Genomic DNA, 17,531 nt, shown 5'->3' with positions numbered 1-17,531 from the left:
CTGGGTGCCGTAGCCGTCGGTGGCGTAGACGGTGTCGTCGTAGGCGCCCGCGTCCTGGTAGGCGGTGCCGAACGGGTCGGGGCCGGCGGGCGCGGGCTCCGCGGGGGCGGTGCCGAACGGGTCGGCGGCGGCGGGTGCGTGCTGCCAGTCGGCCGGGACGGGGGTGCCGTGCGGCGGGGTGGGCGGGTAGGCGTAGCCGCCGGTGCGCGGGGTCTCGCCCTGGGGCTGGGCGGGGATCAGCTGGTCGGCCTCGTGCCAGAGTTCGGAGTCGGCGTACAGCGGGAGTTCGCCGCCCTGGTCGGGGTGCGGGGGTTCGGCGGCGGCCCGGGGGGCGGGTTCGGCGGCCGGGCCCGCGGCGGCGGCCCGTTCGGCGGCGGTGAGTTCGGCTTCCAGGGCGGCTTCGCGGGCGTCGGCGACGGCCTGGACGGCGGCGAGCGCGCCGCGGTAGCCGGTGCAGCGGCACAGGTTGCCGCAGAGCGCCTGCCGGGCCTCGACCTCGCCGGGCCGGTGGTTGCGCTGCAGCAGGTCGTGCACGGCCATGGCGAGGCCGGGGGTGCAGTAGCCGCACTGGACGGCGCCGGAGTCGGCGAGCGCCTGCTGGACGTCGCTGGCGCCGCCCGCGCCGGAGAGGCCCTCGACGGTGCCGATCTCGCTGTCGGCGGCGAGCGCGGCGGGCACCAGGCAGCCGTTGACCAGCTGGCCGTCGACCTGGACGGTGCAGGCCCCGCACTCGCCCTGTTCGCAGCCGTCCTTGGCGCCGGCCAGGCCGAGCCGCTCGCGCAGCACGTACAGCAGGCTCTCGCCGATCCAGGCGTCGGTGACGGGCCGGTCGACGCCGTTGACCCGCAGCGTGTAGGAGGCGGTGGGGCGCACGTCGCCGATGAGCGCCCCGGGGTGGTTCAGCAGTTCGTCCGTCACTTGAGCGCCCTTCCCAGTGCCCGGCGGGCCAGCACCGCCACGGTACGCCGCAGGCGGGCGGCGTCCGCGCCCGCCCCCTCTCCGTGCGCCCCGCCCTCGGGGACGCACGCCCCGGCCACGTACTCGCCGAAGGCGGCGAGCGCGGCGGGGTCGATCAGGACCGCTCCGTCGGCGCCGCGGGCGTCCCAGTCGATGCAGCCGGCCACCCAGTTCTCGGCCTCCAGCGGCCGCAGCGGGACGGGGGCGACGGCGCCGACGGCGCAGCGCACGCCGCGCCGGGCGGGGTCGAGGACGAGGGCGACGGAGGCGGCGGCGCGGGCCGGGCCGCTGCGGCCGGTGGACTTCAGGAAGACCTGGGGGGCGTGCAGCAGCGGGACCCGCACCCAGGTGAGGAGTTCGCCGGGGCGCAGCGGGTCGAGTCCGGTGAGCAGGTGGCTGATCGGCACGTCGCGGACGGCGCCGGGCCGGGCGAGGGTGGCGGTGGCCTCCAGGGCGGCGAGCACCGGGAGGGTGTCGCCGGCCGGGGCGCCGGTGGCGATGTTGCCGCCGAGGGTGCCGACGTTGCGCACCTGCGGGGGTCCGGCGGTGCGGGCGGCGTCGGCGAGGGCGGGGATGAGCGCGGCGAAGTCGGGGCGGTCCATCCGGGCGTGGGTGAGTCCGGCGCCGAGGACGGCGGTGCCGCCGTCCTCGTAGCGCCAGCCGCGCAGTTCGGTGATCCGGCCGAGTCCGATCAGCGCGCCGGGGCGCAGCCGCCCGGCGTTGACCGCCTCCATCAGGTCGGTGGCGCCCGCCACCGGCACCGCCCCGGGGGTGACGGCCAGCGCTTCGACCGCCTCGTCGACCGAGGCCGGCAACATGATCGTCCGGTTCACCAGGTTCCCACCGTGCTCCATTTGCAGTGCGGCCTGCCGCCCGTAGGGTACGGGCGATCGGTGCGGGTTGGGCAACTCTGGCACACAAAGACCGCTGATCATTTCCCGGGTCGCGGACAGGTCCGAACAACTCGGGACAACTCCGGACGCGGCCGCGATCAGGTCGTGTCCCGGGTGATCGGTTGTTCACCTGGTCAGGACGTTCGGGCCTCGCCCGGAGTTCCCCGCCACTGACTCTGCGTCACGGGCGCCGCCGGCTCACGGGGCGGTGTTCTCGCCGGACGGTCCGGGCTTCCCGGCCAGCGGGCGGCCGACGACGCCGGGCTTGCGCTGCCAGGGGCGCGGGCCCTCCGGGCGGCGGTACTCGATGCCGAGGGCGTCCAGCCGCGGGTAGTGGCCGGCCATCCGGCGCTCGAAGCCGGCCCAGTCGCGCGCGTCCGGGTCGCGCGGCAGGTCGGACCAGGCGACCTCGGCGAACGCGGCCAGCCGGGGGAACGCCTTGTAGTCGACGTCCCGGCCGCTGTACATGAACTCGGTCCACAGGTTCGCCTGGGTGCCGATGACGTGCGCGGCGGCGGCCTCGTCGAGCTGCGGCGGGACGGGCTCGAAGCGGTAGACGTCCTCCAGGGTGCGCACCCAGCCGACCGGGACCGGCTCGTCCTCGCCGTCGGCCTGCCGGTGGTCGAGGTAGACGTGCTGCTCGGGGCACATCACCACGTCGTGCCCGGCGTTGGCGGCGGCGATCCCGCCGTCGTAGCCGCGCCAGGACGACACCGCCGCGCCGGGGGCGAGCCCGCCCTCCAGGATCTCGTCCCAGCCGATCAGTCGGCGGCCGCGCTCGGCCAGCCAGCGGTCGAAGTGCCGGATGACGTGGCTCTGCAGCTCGAACTCGTCCTTCAGGCCGAGTTCGGCGATCCGGGCCTGCGCGGCGGGGCTGGCCTTCCACTGGTCCTTGGGGCACTCGTCGCCGCCGAGGTGGACGAAGGTGGAGGGGAAGATCTCCAGCAGCTCCTCCAGCACGCCCTCGTAGAAGCGCAGGGTGGCCTCGGAGGGGTTCAGGATGTTCTCGCTGACGCCCCAGTCGGTCCAGGTGCCGAGCGCGGCGGTGTCGACCACGTCGGTGTTGCCGAGCTCGGGGTAGGCGGCGATGGCGGCCTGGTTGTGGCCGGGCAGGTCGATCTCGGGGACGACGGTGATGTGCCGGGCGGCCGCGTACGCGACGATCTCGCGCAGGTCGTCCTGGGTGTAGTAGCCGCCGTGCGGCTGGTCGTCGCGCCGCCCGCCGGCCCGGTAGCCGACCATCGAGCGCTCGCGCCAGCCGCCGACCTCGGTGAGCTTCGGGTAGCGCTTGACCTCGATCCGCCAGCCCTGGTCGTCGGTCAGGTGGAAGTGCAGGACGTTGAGCTTGTGCGCGGCGAGCTGGTCGATGAAGCGCAGCACCCCGGCCTTGGGCATGAAGTGCCGGGCGACGTCGAGCATGGCGCCGCGCCAGCCGAACCGGGGCGCGTCGCGGACCTCCACCGCGGGCACCGTCCAGTCGGCGCCGGGCAGCGGGGCGCTGCGGTACGCGTCGGGGCCGAGCAGCTGGCGCAGGGTCTGCGCGGCGTGCGCGAGGCCCGCGGTGCTGCCGCCGGTGAGTCGGACGGCGGTGGCGTCGGCCTCCAGCCGGTACTCCTCGGCACCGAGCGCGGCGTCGAGTTCCAGCACCAGGTCGCCGGCCTCGCCGGCCGGGGCCGGGTCCAGGTCGAAGCCGGTGGCGGCGGAGAGTTCGGCGCGCAGCCGACGGGCGACGGCCGCGGTGCCGGGGGCGGCGGCGATCCGGGAGCCGGCGTGCAGGACGAAGGGCGGCGCGTCGGTGCGGGTCTGGACGTGCGACGGGGCGGGGATGAGGTCCATGTGCCCCATCCTGCCCCGGACCGCCCCGATTGGCATAGACCAGTTGGGGGGTGTTTGCGCAGGTGACCGGAGGTCAGTCCTTCTTGTCGTCCCCGCCGGGGTTGTTCAGCCCGTCGAAGATCTCCTTGCACATCGGGCAGACCGGGTACTTCTTCGGGTCCCGCCCGGGCACCCAGACCTTGCCGCACAGCGCCACCACGGGGGACCCGGAGAGCGCGCTCTCCATGATCTTGTCCTTCTGGACGTAGTGGGCGAAGCGCTCGTGGTCGCCGTCCCCGTGCGAAGTCTGCGGGACGGGCTCGACCAGGGTGCCGGTGCCGAGACCGCGCTCGGGCTCAAGAGTGCTCATGGGTGCCAAGTCTATGGGGGCCGCCCGGAACCGGGCCACCACGGGAGGAGCGAGCGGTCTCAGTTCAGCAGCGGGTCGTCGGGGTAGGTGGCGAGCATCGCCAGCGGCCCGCGCTGGCGGCGCAGCACCTCGCGCCAGAGCCGGTCCGGCTGGGCGCAGGAGACGTCCCCCGCCTCGCAGTCGACCAGGTGCCAGGCGCCCTCGGCGATCTCCTCCTCCAGCTGGCCGGGGGACCAGCCCGAGTAGCCGGCGAACACCCGCATCCCGCCGAGCACCCCGGCCAGCACCTCGGGCGGCGCCTCCAGGTCGACCAGGCCGATCGCGCCGTGCACCCGGCGCCAGCCGAGCGGCGCGGCGCTGTGGTCCTCGCCGGGGACGACGGCGACGGCCAGCGCGGAGTCCAGCGCCACCGGCCCGCCCTGGAAGAGCACCGCCGGGGCCCCGGCCAGCGGCGCCCAGCCGTCGAGCACGGCCGCGACGTCCACCGGCGTGGGGCGGTTGAGCACCACCCCGAGCGCCCCCTGGGCGTCGTGGTCGAGCAGCAGGACCACCGACCGGGAGAAGTTCGGGTCGGTCAGCACGGGCGTCGCCACGAGCAGTCGCCCGGTGAGCGAGGGGGCCGCTTCCATGTCTGACATCATGCCCCGTACCGGCCGTCCCGGGACACCCGGCGGCTGCGGCCGGGAGCCACCCGTACGGCCCAGTGGCGGTGCCGTGGAGCCTCCCCTACAGCATGATCACCATTAGGGCACACCGGAACCAATCGCCCACCCCCTACCATCTAGTGGTGGTGAAGGGCCCTTCCCCCAACTCCGCAGCCGAAAACCTCCTGCGCACCCGGATTGCGAGAACGATGACCGACGACGTCCTGCTGGTCCACGGCGGTAACCCGCTCGAAGGCGAGATCCAGATCCGCGGCGCCAAGAACCTGGTCCCCAAGGCCATGGTCGCCGCGCTGCTCGGCCAGGGCCCCAGCAGACTGCGCAACGTGCCGGACATCCGGGACGTCAAGGTCGTCCGCGGCCTGCTGCAGCTGCACGGGGTCACCGTCCGCACCGGCGACGAGGACGGCGAGCTGATCCTCGACCCCTCGCACGTGGAGGCCGCCAACGTCGCGGACATCGACGCGCACGCCGGCTCCTCGCGGATCCCGATCCTGTTCTGCGGCCCGCTGCTGCACCGCCTCGGCCACGCCTTCATCCCGGGCCTGGGCGGCTGCGACATCGGCGGCCGGCCGGTCGACTTCCACTTCGAGGTGCTGCGCCAGTTCGGCGCGACCATCGAGAAGCACCCGCAGGGCACCTACCTGGTCGCCGCCCAGCGGCTGCGCGGCACCAAGATCGAGCTGCCCTACCCGTCGGTCGGCGCGACCGAGCAGGTGCTGCTGACCGCGGTGCTCGCCGAGGGCGTCACCGAGCTGCGCAACGCCGCGATCGAGCCGGAGATCGTCGACCTGATCTGCGTGCTGCAGAAGATGGGCGCGATCATCTCGCTGGGCACCGACCGGACCATCCTGGTCACCGGCGTGGACGAGCTCGACGGCTACACCCACCGGGCCCTGCCGGACCGCCTGGAGGCGGCCTCCTGGGCGTGCGCGGCGCTGGCCACCAAGGGCGACATCTACGTCCGGGGCGCCGAGCAGATCCCGATGATGACCTTCCTGAACACCTTCCGGAAGGTCGGCGGCGCCTACGAGATCGACGACGCGGGCATCCGGTTCTGGCACCCGGGCGGCGAGCTCAAGGCGATCGCCCTGGAGACCGACGTGCACCCGGGCTTCCAGACCGACTGGCAGCAGCCGCTGGTGGTGGCGCTGACCCAGGCCACCGGCCTGTCCATCGTGCACGAGACGGTGTACGAGTCGCGTCTGGGCTTCACCGGGGCGCTGAACCAGATGGGCGCGCACATCCAGCTCTACAGCGAGTGCCTGGGCGGCACCCCGTGCCGGTTCGGGGCGCGCAACTTCAAGCACTCCGCGGTGGTCTCCGGCCCGTCCAAGCTGATGGGCGGCGAGCTGGTCATCCCCGACCTGCGCGGCGGCTTCTCGTACCTGATCGCGGCGCTGGCGGCCGAGGGCACCTCCACGGTGCACGGCATCGACCTGATCAACCGCGGCTACGAGAACTTCATGGACAAGCTGCGCGACCTGGGCGCGCACATCGAGCTGCCCTCGGCGGCCGAGCTGGCCGAGCTGGCCGGGGTCCAGCTGACCGCCTGAGCGGCCCGGGAGAAGCCGGGGGCCCGGACCCCCGAGGGGGTCCGGGCCACCGGTGCGTTCAGCTGCGGGGGGTCACTTGCCCTTCGCGGCTTCCTTCAGCTTCGAGCCGGCGCTCACCTTGACGCTGAAGCCCTCGGCGATCTGGATGGGCTCGCCGGTCTGCGGGTTGCGGGCGGTGCGGGCGGCGCGCAGGGTGCGCTCGAAGGTCAGGAAACCGGGGATGGTGACCTTCTCGTCGCCCTTGGCGACGACCTCGCCGGTGATCTCGGCGAAGGCGGCCAGCACGGCGTCGGCGTCCTTGCGGGTCACCTCGGCACGCTCGGCCAGCGCGGCCACCAGCTCACTGCGGTTCATGTGTACTCCTGTGGTCTGTTGCTCTGCCGTGCGCGGAGGCATGGCCGGTCCGCGCGACGGTGCTCGTTCAGGCGAGGGGTGGTCAGGGGCCGGGCTCGCACCGCGAAGCGCCGCAAACTGCCCGCCTGGGTACGAATCCTGCCCCGACCGGCACTGAGAAAGCCAATCGGGAACCGGCGTGGTTGACCCGAACAGCGCCCGCCGGACGGAGGTGTGACGCTCCGTCGGCTCCGGCAGCGGCCGGAGCGGGCGGCGGTCGGGGTGACACGCCGTGTCGCGACCGGGGACGTACCGTACTTGTCGGACACGCCTCCCCGCCGCAGGGCTACCGTACGCCCTGGCACCGACAAGCCCAAACACGCCCCTTGCCCTTGTGTCGCAAGGGCTCCGGCGCCCCCGCGCGCGGCGGGGGCGCCGGAGCCGCCGAGCTCAGAGCCGAACGGCCGGGAAAGCACCGGTGTCGAGCGTCCCGACGATGCCCGGGGTGGGCCGCTCCGGGGCCGCCTCGGCGTCGCCGCGGGCCGCCAGCGCGGCGTCCCGGACGGCGGCGGCGACGGTCTTGGCCACGCCGGGGTGGAAGACGCTGGGGATGATGTAGTTCGGGTTCAGCTCGTCGTCGGTGACGGTGGTGGCCAGCGCCCGGGCGGCGGCCAGCATCATCTCGGTGTCCACGCTGGCGCTCTGCGCGTCCAGCAGGCCGCGGAAGACGCCCGGGAAGACCAGCACGTTGTTGATCTGGTTGGGGAAGTCGCTGCGGCCGGTGGCGACCACCGCGGCGGTCTGCCGGGCCACCGCCGGGTCGACCTCCGGGTCGGGGTTGGCCAGCGCGAAGACGACCGCGTCCTTGGCCATGGTGGCCAGGTCGTCGCCGTCCAGCACGTTCGGGGCGGAGACGCCGATGAACACGTCGGCGTCGGCCACCGCGTCCTTGAGGGTGCCGGTGCGGCCGGAGCGGTTGGTGTTCTCGGCGATCCAGCGCAGGCTGCCGTCCAGGTCGTCGCGGCCCTCGTGGACCACGCCGCGGACGTCCGCCACGGTGGCGTGCGCGACGCCGGCCGCCATCAGCAGCTTGAGGATCGCGGTGCCCGCGGCGCCGGCGCCGCTCATCACCACCCGGATCTCGCCGATCTCCTTGCCGACCACCTTCAGCGCGTTGGTCAGCGCGGCCAGCACCACGATCGCGGTGCCGTGCTGGTCGTCGTGGAAGACCGGGATGTCCAGCGCCTCGCGCAGCCGGGCCTCGATCTCGAAGCAGCGCGGCGCCGAGATGTCCTCCAGGTTGATGCCCGCGAAGCCCGGGGCGATCGCCTTGACGATCGCCACGATCTCGTCGGCGTCCTGGGTGTCCAGGCACAGCGGCCAGGCGTCGATGCCCGCGAACCGCTTGAACAGCGCCGCCTTGCCCTCCATCACCGGCAGCGCGGCCTTCGGGCCGATGTTGCCCAGGCCCAGCACCGCGGAGCCGTCGGTGACCACCGCGACGCTGTTGCGCTTGATGGTCAGCCGGCGGGCGTCCTCCGGGTTCTCGGCGATCGCCATGCAGACCCGGGCCACGCCGGGGGTGTAGATCATGCTCAGGTCGTCGCGGTTGCGGATCGGCAGCTTCGAGGACATCTCGATCTTGCCGCCGAGGTGCATCAGGAAGGTGCGGTCGGAGACCTTGCCGATGCTCACGCCGTCGATGGTGCGCAGCTTCTCGACGATCTCCTGGCCGTGCCCGACCGAGGACGCCGCCACGGTGACGTCGATCCGCAGCGCTTCGAGGCCGGAGGCCGTGACGTCGAGACCGGTGACCGAACCGCCGGAGGACTCCACCGCGGTGGTGATCGAGCTCACCGCGTTGCCGGTGGCCGGGACCTCCAACCGGACAGTGATCGAGTTCGAGACACTGGGCACCGTCGCCATCGACGTTCCTTCTTCCTGAATCAACAAATTGTTGAAGTTCATGCCGCTCGGCATGCTAGACCTCGATGGTCGCACCGACCAAGGGCCCGCCAGAAATAACGTGCGTTGAGTGTGCGGATCCGACAAACCGACCGGCCCGGACCTCGTTCTCCTTGCCCGTCCGCGCAGATGCGTTACATTGGAACGGCACCGGCTCGATCCAAGCCCCCGGGCCCAACCTTCGTCCCTTCGAGGGACCACTTGCCGCGAGGCGAGCATGGCGGGTCGGTGTTCAACGTGACGGAGGCCCCCCACCCGCGGGTGGGGGGCCTCCGTGCTTCCCGCCGCTACTTCAGCAGCGCGGGGACGCCCGCGGCGTCCGGCAGGTCGTCCGGGCCGGAGAGCACCGTCAGCCGCTGGGTGGCCCGGGTCAGCGCCACGTACAGCACCCGCAGGCCCGCCTCCGACTCCCCCGCGATGCCGGTCGGGTCGGCCACCACGGTGGCGTCGTACTCCAGGCCCTTCGCCTCCAGGCTGCCCAGCGCCACCACCCGGTCGCCCAGCCCGGCGGTCCAGCCCGCCGCCTCGGCCCGGCGGTCCATCGGGACCACCACCGCGACGGTGCCGTCCACCTCGCCCAGCAGCCGCTCCAGCTCCGCCCGGGCGGCCGCGCCGAACGCCGCCGCCGACGGCTCGCGGACCGCCGCGAACCGCGGGTGCGCGCCGGTGGCCCGCACCGCGGTCGGCGAGGGGGTGCCCGGGGCGGCCAGCTCCAGCACCTTCGCCGCCACCTCGGCGATCTCCGCCGGGTTGCGGTAGTTCACGGTCAGCGTGTGCCGGCGGCGCGGCTTGCCCGCCAGCACCTCGTCCATCGCCGCCTGCGCCTCCTGCGGGAACGGCCAGGAGGACTGCGCCGGGTCGCCGACGATCGTCCAGGTCGCCATCCGGGAGCGGCGCCCGATCATCCGCCACTGCATCGGGGTGAGGTCCTGCGCCTCGTCCACGATCACGTGCGCGTACTCGCGCCGCTCCTCCGGGACGCGGTCGCGCTCGCGCTGGCGGTACGCCCGCTCGCCGTACGTGGTGACCTCGTCCAGGCCGGTCAGCAGGTCCACCGCGTCCACCTCGCGCACCTTCGGGCGGGCCGGTTCGCCGAGCAGCACCTGCAGCTCGTCCACCAGCGCCACGTCGTGCGCGGACAGGCCGCCCGCGCCGCGCTCGTCCAGGTGCCGCCAGGACGCGGCGAGCAGCCGGGACTCCTCCGGGGTGACCGCGCGGCGGGCGATCCGGTTGGTGTGCCGGTGCTGCTTCAGGGTGGCCAGCACCCGGCGCGGGGTCACCGCGGGCCACCAGGCGTCCAGGAAGTCCAGGAACGGGGCCTCGTCGGACACGTACTCGTCGAAGGACTCGCGCTCCTCCTGGCGCTGCTCGCGCTCCGCGTACGTGGCCGGCTTCGGCAGGTCGCGCACCGCCTCCGACCACAGCGCGTCCAGCAGCAGGCGGCGGGCCCGCGGGCGCAGCAGGTTCAGCGGCGTGCCGCCGCCGCCCACCACGTTGCCGCGCACCGCCTTCAGCCGGCCCGCGTCCAGCCGCAGCGCCCGGCCCCGGGCGAACACCTTCAGCTCGGTCGGCGCGCCCAGCTCCAGGGCCGCCCGGGCGGCCCGGCGCAGCAGCTGCACCATCCGCGCCGAGCCCTTGATCCGGGCGGTCTCCGGGCTGTCGTACCGGGACGCCTCGATCCCGTCCACCAGGCTGCCGACCGCGCGGATCGCCACCTGGCCCTCCTCGCCCAGCGACGGCAGCACGCCCTCGGTGTACGACACCAGCAGCGCGGTCGGGCTGACCACCAGGATGCCGCCCGCGTACCGGCGGCGGTCCTGGTACAGCAGGAACGCGGCCCGGTGCAGCGCCACCGCGGTCTTCCCGGTGCCGGGGCCGCCGGTCACCAGGGTCGCGCCCGCGGCGGCGGCCCTGATCACCTCGTCCTGCTCCTTCTGGATGGACGAGACGATGTCGCGCATCGAGTGGCCGCGGGCCCGGCCCAGCGTCGCCATCAGCGCGCCGTCGCCGACCACCGCCAGCTCCTCGCCGCCCAGCGTCGGCGCCAGGTCGGGACGGAGCAGGTCGTCCTCGACGCCCATCACCTTCCGGCCCTTCGACCGGATCACCCGGCGCCGGATCACCCGGCCCGGCTCCAGCGGCGTCGCCCGGTAGAACGGCGCCGCCGCCGGGGCCCGCCAGTCGATCACCAGCGGGCCGAACTCGGCGTCCAGCACGCCCAGGCGCCCGATGTGCAGGCTCTCGGCGACGGCCGGGTCCGCCGGGTCCAGCGGCGTCTGGGACGGGATCCCGTGCTCCTCCGGCGCGTCGGCCTGCTGGAGGTCGATCCGCCCGAAGAGGAAGTCCTCGAACTCGTTGTTCAACCGCTGCAGGTGGGCCCCGGCCCGGTACACCTGCGCGTCCCGCTCGGCGAGCGCGCCGGGCGTGCCGACCTGCACCCGCTTGGCGGCGTCCTCCAGGATGTACTCCGCCTCGGCCAGCTTCTCCTCCAACCGCTGGTAGACGGTGTCGAGGTGGCGCTGCTCACCCGCGATCTCGCGGTCGCGGACAGTGTCGGATCGGTGCTCGGCGGAACCGTGCGCGCCCAAGGAGCCCCCAAAGGTGCGGAGAAAAAGGCGGACGGAAGATCTTACAGGGAACCGGACACCTCTCCGACAGGCGGGAGCGAAATCAGGGGCTCGGGGAACGGCGAGCCCGTGCTGCTGACGGCCGGAGCCCGTCGAAGGTCGGGGCTGCTGCGTGTAGTGAACAGAACCAGAAGCGGCGGCACGCACCGGCAGTGCACCGCCAGCAGCCTGGGCCTCGCCGTTCCCCGAGCCCCTGGCGGGGCTCCCTCATCGACCGTCTAGTGGTCCAGCGTCAGCCGGTAGCCGCGCTTGACCACGGTGGTGATCAGCCGCGGCGCGCCGAGCGCCTGGCGCAGGCGGGCCATCGCCGTCTCGACGGCGTGCTCGTCGTCGCCGCTGCCGGGCAGGGCGCGGAGCAGGTCGGCGCGCGGGACGACCCAGCCGGGGTGGCGGGCGAGGGTGCGCAGCAGGGCCATCCCGGCCGGCGGGACGGGGCGCAGGTGGCCGTCGACGAGGGCGGCCTGGCCGCGCAGTTCGAGGGTGTGCCCGGCGACGGGCAGCCGGCGGGCGCGTTCGGGGAGGGCGGCGGTGAGGGTCTGGACCATGGCGCCCAGCCGCATCCGTTCCGGCCAGACGGTGGGCACGTCGAGCTCGTCGAACGGGGCGGAGGTGACCGGGCCGACGCAGACCGCGAGGACGTCGCGGCGCAGGGCGTGCAGCAGCTCCTCGGTGCGGCCGCGCTGCGCGGCCCGGTCGAGCAGGCTGATCGCGGCGGGCGCGGAGGTGAAGGTGACGGCGTCCAGCGCGCCGGCGCAGGTCGCGTCGAGGAGGCGGTCGAGCGGGCCGAGGTCGGCGGGCGGGAGCCAGCGGTAGACCGGGACCTCGACGACGTCCGCCCCGGCGGCGCGCAGCGACTCGACGAAGCCGGGCAGCGGGGCGCCGTGCAGCTGGACGGCGATCCGGCTGCCGTCGACGCCCCGGTCGAGGAGGTGGGAGAGCACCTCCGCGGAGGACTCGGTGGCGGCGGAGAAGGACTCGCGCAGTCCGGCGGCGCGGATCGCGCCCTTGGCCTTGGGGCCGCGGGCGAGCACGGAGCCGTGGCCGAGGGCGGTGCGCAGGTCCTCGCCGAGGTCCCAGCCGTCGGCGGCCTCCATCCAGCCGCGGAAGCCGATGCCGGTGGTGGCGACGGCCAGGTCGGGCGGGTCGGCGATCAGGGCGCGGGTGGCGGTGTGCAGTTCGGTGTCGTCGGCGAGCGGGACGATCCGCAGGGCGGGGGCGCGCAGCACGTTCGCGCCGCGGCGCTGGAGCAGGGCGGTGAGTTCGTCGGCGCGGCGGGCGGCGGTGATGCCGATGGTCCAGCCGGCGAGCGGGCCGCTGTCGGCGGGCTCGGGTTCGTCCTGCAGGCGTCGGGTCGGGTCGGCCATGCGGTGTCGTCCTCTGGGGTGCGCCACCCCCCGGGTGTCCTGGCTGGGGACGGAGGGGCGGCGGTCGGTCGGGTGGGTGGTTGATCAATCGTGGCCGGTCGCGGTGTCACCCCCGGGTCGCACCGATTACCGGCGTGTTTCACTGCCGGTCAGGGCGGCCCCGGGGGTGTGACGGTGGTTCAGACCTGTGCGAGGGCGGGGGCGTCGGCGGTGGCGGCGGTGGCGGCCGGGCGGCGGAGGTAGACCGCCCAGGTGAGGACGGAGCAGACGGCGTAGGCGGCGAGGAAGGAGACGAAGGCGGGGGTGCCGGACTTGGCGATCAGGAAGGACTCGCGGAAGGCCAGGTTGATGAAGAGCCCGCCGAGGGCGCCGACGGCGCCGATCACGCCGATCGCGGCGCCGGACATCTTGCGGGACCAGGCGGCGGCGTCCTCCGGGGCGGCGCCGGCCGCGATCCGGTCCTGGGCCTTGGCGTCGAAGATGCCGGGGATCATCTTGTAGGTGGAGCCGTTGCCGAGGCCGGCCAGCGCGAACAGGGCGACGAAGCCGGTGAGGAAGACCGGCAGCGAGCGGATCGACGAGGCGTAGGTGACGACGCTCGCGGCGGCGGCCATCGCGGCGAAGTTCCACAGGGTGATCCGGGCGCCGCCGAACCGGTCGGCGAGCTTCCCGCCGAGCGGGCGGATCACCGAGCCCAGCAGCGGGCCGAGGAAGGTGAGCTGGGCGGCCTGCAGCGGGGTGCGGCCGAACTGGTTCTGCAGCACCAGGCCGAAGGCGAAGGAGAAGCCGATGAAGGAGCCGAAGGTGCCGACGTACAGCACCGACATCAGCCAGGTGTGCTTCTCCCGGACGATCGCGGCGAGCGAACCGGTGTCGGCCTTCATCGGGGCGAGGTTGTCCATGAACAGGGCGGCGCACAGCGCGGCGACCACGATCAGCGGCAGGTAGATGCCCAGCACCAGGCGGGGGTGCCCGGCGCCGGCCCAGGAGATCACGGCGAGCGAGACCAGCTGGATCACCGGCACCCCGATGTTGCCGCCGCCCGCGTTGAGGCCGAGCGCCCAGCCCTTGTGCCGGGCCGGGTAGAAGGCGTTGATGTTGGTCATCGAGGAGGCGAAGTTGCCGCCGCCGAAGCCGGTGAGCGCCGCGACCAGCATGAAGGTGGTGTACGAGGTGCCGGGGTGCATGACGTACGCGGCGGTGAGGGTCGGCAGGAGCAGCAGCAGCGCGGAGAAGACCGTCCAGTTCCGGCCGCCGAAGCGGGCGACCGCGACGGTGTAGGGGATCCGGACGAAGGAGCCGACCAGGGTGGGCATGGCGACCAGGAAGAACTTGCCGGCCGGGTCGATCCCGTACTCCTTGCCCATGAAGAGCACCATCACCGACCACAGGCTCCAGATCGAGAAGCCGATGTGTTCGGAGAGCACCGAGAAGGCGAGGTTGCGCCGGGCCGTGCGGCGCCCGGTGGACTCCCAGAAAGCGGTGTCCTCCGGGTCCCACTGCTGGATCCAGCGGCCGCCGGTCCTGCCGTCCGTGGTGGTGCCGTCCATGGGCTCGCTCCTTCGAGTGCGGGTGTTCTGGACCCTGTGCCTCTGACGCTAGGAGCCCACGATTTCGGGTTCGTTGTGCGGTGTGAAGGGTGCGGAACCGTCCTCTCACCCGCCGCCGGCCCGCCGTGTGAGGGTCCGGGAACGCACGAGAGCCGCCCTCCGGAGCGGAGGGCGGCTCTGCGATGCACATGGGGTGGTGGAGATGCCGGGAATCGAACCCGGGTCCAGTGAAGTGGATTCAGGACTTCTCCGAGCGCAGTCCGCTGTGATTTTCTCGGCCCTGGCGGTCACGCGGACAAGCCGCCAACAGGCCCAGTCACTGTTTGGTTTCCCCGCCACCCCCGCGACCGGGGTGGAAGGTTGAGTTCCCTAGATTATGCCAGGATCCGGGTCGGGAACGCCCCGGGCTGACACCCATTCACTTTCGCAGATCAGGCTGCGAGAGCGAACTGCTGGGAATCGCGCTTAGAGTTGGCGATTATTTTTTTGCGACAGATGGTTAACGAGATCATTGCCGCGTTCCTCGGCTCGCTTCTCCTGTTTCGACTGTCACTGTCGAAACCGATCATCCCCATGTTTTTTTGACAAACAGCTCCGGCGGGAGGCGGACCGCCCTCCGGGTGATGCGCTGCCCATAGTACTCAACCGGCCCGTCAAGGGTCCAGCGCATTAACCGCGGGCGGCGGTTCAGCCCTGGCCGGTGCGGCGGCGGACGGCCGCCACCGCGCGGTCGGTCTCGCGGCGGTCCTGGCGCTCGCGCAGGGTCTGCCGCTTGTCGTACAGCTTCTTGCCGACGGCGAGGGCGAGTTCGAGCTTGGCGCGGCCGTCCTTGAAGTACAGGGACAGCGGGACCAGCGTGTGGCCGGTCTCCTTCACCTTGGACTCGATCTTGCGGATCTCCATCTTGTGCAGCAGCAGCTTGCGCTTGCGCCGCGCCGAGTGGTTGGTCCAGGTGCCCTGGGCGTACTCGGGGATGAACACGTTGTCGATCCAGGCCTCGCCGCCCTGGACGTACGCGTAGCCGTCGACCAGGTTGGCCCGCCCCTCGCGCAGCGACTTGACCTCGGTGCCGGTGAGCACCATGCCGCACTCGTAGGTGTCGAGAATGGTGTACTCGTGCCGCGCCTTCTTGTTCTGCGCGACCAGCTTCTTGCCCGTTTCCTTTGCCATAGCCCGGCCATTCTCGCACCTCGGCGGCGCGCTCGGCAGCCCCTTTACGGCGCGGCGGGGTCGGCGGGCGCCGTGGCGGGCCCGGCGGAGGCCCCCGGGCCGGGGGACGCGGCGGGCGCGGCCGGGTCGGCGGGCCCGGCGGGGGCCCCGGGGGCGGCGGTGGACGCGGTGGCGGGCGTCGGGGCGGCGGCGGGCGCGGTCGGTCCGGAGCCGCTCAGCCCGTCCAGCACCCTGAGGGCGAGCGCCTCCGGGTCCTCCCCGGCGGCGGGCACGTCGGGCTGGAAGCCGGTGCCGTCCGGGGAGCGGCCGGCCGGGGTCCGGTAGTGGCCGACGGTGAGTTCCAGCACCGAGCCGTCGGCGAGCCGGCTGGGCTGCTGGACGGTGCCCTTGCCGAAGGTGCGGCTGCCGACCAGGACGGCCCGGCCGCGGTCCTGGAGCGCGCCGGCCAGCAGTTCGGCGGCGCTCATGGTGCCGCCGTCGACCAGCACCACCAGCGGGACGGCGGTGCTGCGGCCCGCGGCGGCGGTCAGTTCGCGGTGCTCGCCGTTCGCCTGGTAGCTGGCCACCGGCCCGCCGTCGAGGAACACCGAGGCGGTGTCGACGGCCTCCTCGACCAGGCCGCCGGAGTTGCCGCGCAGGTCGAGCACCACGCCCCCGGCGCCGGCCGCGGCGGCCCGCACCTGGTCGCCGACGCCCTCGGTGAAGGCGTGCACGGCGATCCGGGCCACGCCGGGCGCCGGGTGGTCGGCCTCGACCTCGCGGGCGGCCAGTTCGGCCCGGGTGAGGGTGAGTTGGCGCACCGGGCCGGTCCCGTCCAGGACGCCCACGGCGACCGCGCTGCCGGCCGGTCCGCCGCGCAGCCGGGAGACCAGTTCGGTGACCGGGAGCTGTTCGGCGGGCGTCCCGTCGACGGTGACCAGCCGGTCGCCGGCCTCGATCCCGGCCCGGGCGGCGGGCGAGCCGGGCAGCACCTCGGCCACCAGGGTGGGCCCGCCGGCCTCCCGGTCCACGCTCAGTCCGACGCCCGCGTACCGGCCGCCGGTGAGGTCGGCGTACTGCTGCGGGCTCAGGTAGGCGGCCCACCGGTCGCCGCTGTCGCCGACCAGCTGCCGGGCCTGCTGCGGGGTCAGGTCGGCTCCGGCGAGGTCGGCGGTGGGCGGGAGGGCCTCGGACGACGAAGGGGCCCGGGTCGAGCCGTCCGGCTCTCCCCAGGCCCCCGAGGCCGCTCCGGCGAACAGCACCGCGCCGAACACCAGGCCGAGCGTCATCCCCTGGCGTACCCGCGGTGCTGTCGGCATGCCTGCGAGTCTAGGCGGGCGGGCGCGCCGTCCGGTAGCACCGACGGTGCGTCAGACCTTCAAGTACTTGCGGAGGGTGAAGAACGCGGCCACCGCCGCCATCCCCATGCCGACCACCACCAGCAACGGGATGACCGACAGCACCGAGGACAGGCCGATGAAGGTGATGAACTGCACCTTCTTGGCGAGCCAGTGCTGGACGAAGAAGTGCCCGCCCAGCAGCAGCGCCGAGGCCAGTGCCGAGCCGAGCAGCGCGGCGAACGCGGCCTCCGCGATGAACGGCATCTGCACGTAGAAGTTGGAGGCGCCGACCAGGCGCATGATGCCGGTCTCGCGGCGGCGGCTGAACGCGGACACCCGGACGGTGTTGACGATCAGCAGCAGCGCGACGAACAGCATCATCACCATGATCACGAACGCCGCGGTCTGCAGGCCGCGCAGCAGGCCGAACAGGTTCTCCAGGATCTTGCGCTGGTCGTCGACCGACTTGACGCCGGGCTTGCCCGCGAAGGCGCTCTGGATCACGTCGAACTTGGTCGGGTCGTTCAGCTTGACCCGCCAGGACTGCGGCATCGCGTCCGGGCCGACCGCCGCCAGCAGCGGGTTGTCCGGGTTGCTGTCCTTGAAGTGCTTGTACGCCTCCTGGGAGGACTCGTACGTCGAGCTCTGCACCAGCGGCGTCATCTTGTCCAGGTCGGCCTTCACCTGGGCGACCTGGTCGTCGGTGGCCGCACCCGCCGCGCACTGCGGCACGTTGTGGTCCGCCTTGATGCAGAAGTAGATGCTGACTTCGACCTTGTCGTACCAGTAGTCCTTCATGGAGTTGACCTGGTCGCGGACCAACAGCGAGGCACCGGCGAGGGCGAGCGACAGCGCGACACTGACCACGACGGCGATGGTCATGGTCAGGTTGCGGCGGAGACCGACGCCGATCTCCGACAGAACGAACTGGGCGCGCATGCTTCTCTCTT

Annotated in this window: 13 protein-coding genes, 1 other RNA gene and 1 pseudogene; 1 reads left to right on the top strand and 14 read right to left on the bottom strand. The window is 73.2% G+C overall.

Features of this window, described 5'->3' with window-relative positions:
- Positions 1 to 294 precede the first annotated feature (294 nt).
- The 5 genes and pseudogenes from ABD345_RS08075 to ABD345_RS08055 all read right to left on the bottom strand — a co-directional run.
- Positions 295 to 867 (bottom strand): annotated as a pseudogene (locus ABD345_RS08075) ((2Fe-2S)-binding protein); the annotation flags it as partial.
- A gap of 47 nt (positions 868 to 914) precedes the next feature.
- Positions 915 to 1,811 carry an FAD binding domain-containing protein gene (locus tag ABD345_RS08070; protein WP_344551202.1) on the bottom strand — a complete coding sequence of 299 codons (897 nt, stop codon included), beginning with the start codon at positions 1,809 to 1,811 and terminating at the stop codon, positions 915 to 917.
- A gap of 237 nt (positions 1,812 to 2,048) precedes the next feature.
- A complete protein-coding gene (locus ABD345_RS08065; RefSeq protein WP_344551200.1) occupies positions 2,049 to 3,686 on the bottom strand; it encodes a beta-N-acetylhexosaminidase in 1,638 nt (545 codons plus the stop codon).
- 73 nt (positions 3,687 to 3,759) lie between these two features.
- On the bottom strand, positions 3,760 to 4,035 hold the full coding sequence (locus ABD345_RS08060) for a DUF3039 domain-containing protein (protein ID WP_030459614.1): 276 nt from the start codon (positions 4,033 to 4,035) through the stop codon (positions 3,760 to 3,762).
- A gap of 59 nt (positions 4,036 to 4,094) precedes the next feature.
- Entirely contained in the window at positions 4,095 to 4,673 is a 579-nt protein-coding gene (locus ABD345_RS08055; protein ID WP_380276338.1) for a YqgE/AlgH family protein, read from the bottom strand.
- Positions 4,674 to 4,888: 215 nt separating this feature from the next.
- Between ABD345_RS08055 and murA the strand changes: the two genes are divergently transcribed.
- A complete protein-coding gene (gene murA / locus ABD345_RS08050; RefSeq protein WP_344551196.1) occupies positions 4,889 to 6,253 on the top strand; it encodes a UDP-N-acetylglucosamine 1-carboxyvinyltransferase in 1,365 nt (454 codons plus the stop codon).
- Positions 6,254 to 6,325: 72 nt separating this feature from the next.
- Here the strand turns inward: murA and ABD345_RS08045 are convergent, their stop codons facing one another.
- From ABD345_RS08045 to ftsX, 9 genes are all read right to left on the bottom strand, one after another.
- Positions 6,326 to 6,607: an HU family DNA-binding protein gene (locus ABD345_RS08045; RefSeq protein WP_014136004.1), complete on the bottom strand. Its 282-nt coding sequence runs from the start codon at positions 6,605 to 6,607 to the stop codon at positions 6,326 to 6,328.
- 429 nt (positions 6,608 to 7,036) lie between these two features.
- Entirely contained in the window at positions 7,037 to 8,512 is a 1,476-nt protein-coding gene (locus ABD345_RS08040; protein ID WP_344551195.1) for an NAD-dependent malic enzyme, read from the bottom strand.
- Positions 8,513 to 8,838: 326 nt separating this feature from the next.
- Positions 8,839 to 11,139 (bottom strand): HelD family protein, encoded by a 2,301-nt coding sequence (locus ABD345_RS08035; RefSeq protein ID WP_344551194.1) that lies wholly within the window; start codon positions 11,137 to 11,139, stop codon positions 8,839 to 8,841.
- Positions 11,140 to 11,396: 257 nt separating this feature from the next.
- Positions 11,397 to 12,542: a uroporphyrinogen-III synthase gene (locus tag ABD345_RS08030; protein WP_344551193.1), complete on the bottom strand. Its 1,146-nt coding sequence runs from the start codon at positions 12,540 to 12,542 to the stop codon at positions 11,397 to 11,399.
- A gap of 179 nt (positions 12,543 to 12,721) precedes the next feature.
- Positions 12,722 to 14,092 (bottom strand): nitrate/nitrite transporter, encoded by a 1,371-nt coding sequence (locus ABD345_RS08025; RefSeq protein ID WP_344551191.1) that lies wholly within the window; start codon positions 14,090 to 14,092, stop codon positions 12,722 to 12,724.
- Positions 14,093 to 14,286: 194 nt separating this feature from the next.
- Positions 14,287 to 14,665, bottom strand: a transfer-messenger RNA (tmRNA) gene (gene ssrA / locus ABD345_RS08020).
- A gap of 114 nt (positions 14,666 to 14,779) precedes the next feature.
- A complete protein-coding gene (gene smpB / locus ABD345_RS08015; RefSeq protein WP_344551190.1) occupies positions 14,780 to 15,262 on the bottom strand; it encodes an SsrA-binding protein SmpB in 483 nt (160 codons plus the stop codon).
- A 44-nt stretch (positions 15,263 to 15,306) separates the two neighbouring features.
- Positions 15,307 to 16,560 (bottom strand): S41 family peptidase, encoded by a 1,254-nt coding sequence (locus tag ABD345_RS08010; protein WP_344551189.1) that lies wholly within the window; start codon positions 16,558 to 16,560, stop codon positions 15,307 to 15,309.
- A gap of 51 nt (positions 16,561 to 16,611) precedes the next feature.
- Complete coding sequence (gene ftsX, locus ABD345_RS08005) at positions 16,612 to 17,520, bottom strand: permease-like cell division protein FtsX (RefSeq protein WP_344551188.1); 909 nt, start codon at positions 17,518 to 17,520, stop codon at positions 16,612 to 16,614.
- Positions 17,521 to 17,531: the final 11 nt, after the last annotated feature.

Origin of the sequence: Kitasatospora saccharophila, from assembly GCF_039529925.1 — a bacterium.
Classification (GTDB): Bacteria; Actinomycetota; Actinomycetes; order Streptomycetales; family Streptomycetaceae; genus Kitasatospora; species Kitasatospora saccharophila.
The sequence above is the reverse complement of the archived record's forward strand: the minus strand, read 5'-3'. Positions and strand labels throughout refer to the sequence as shown.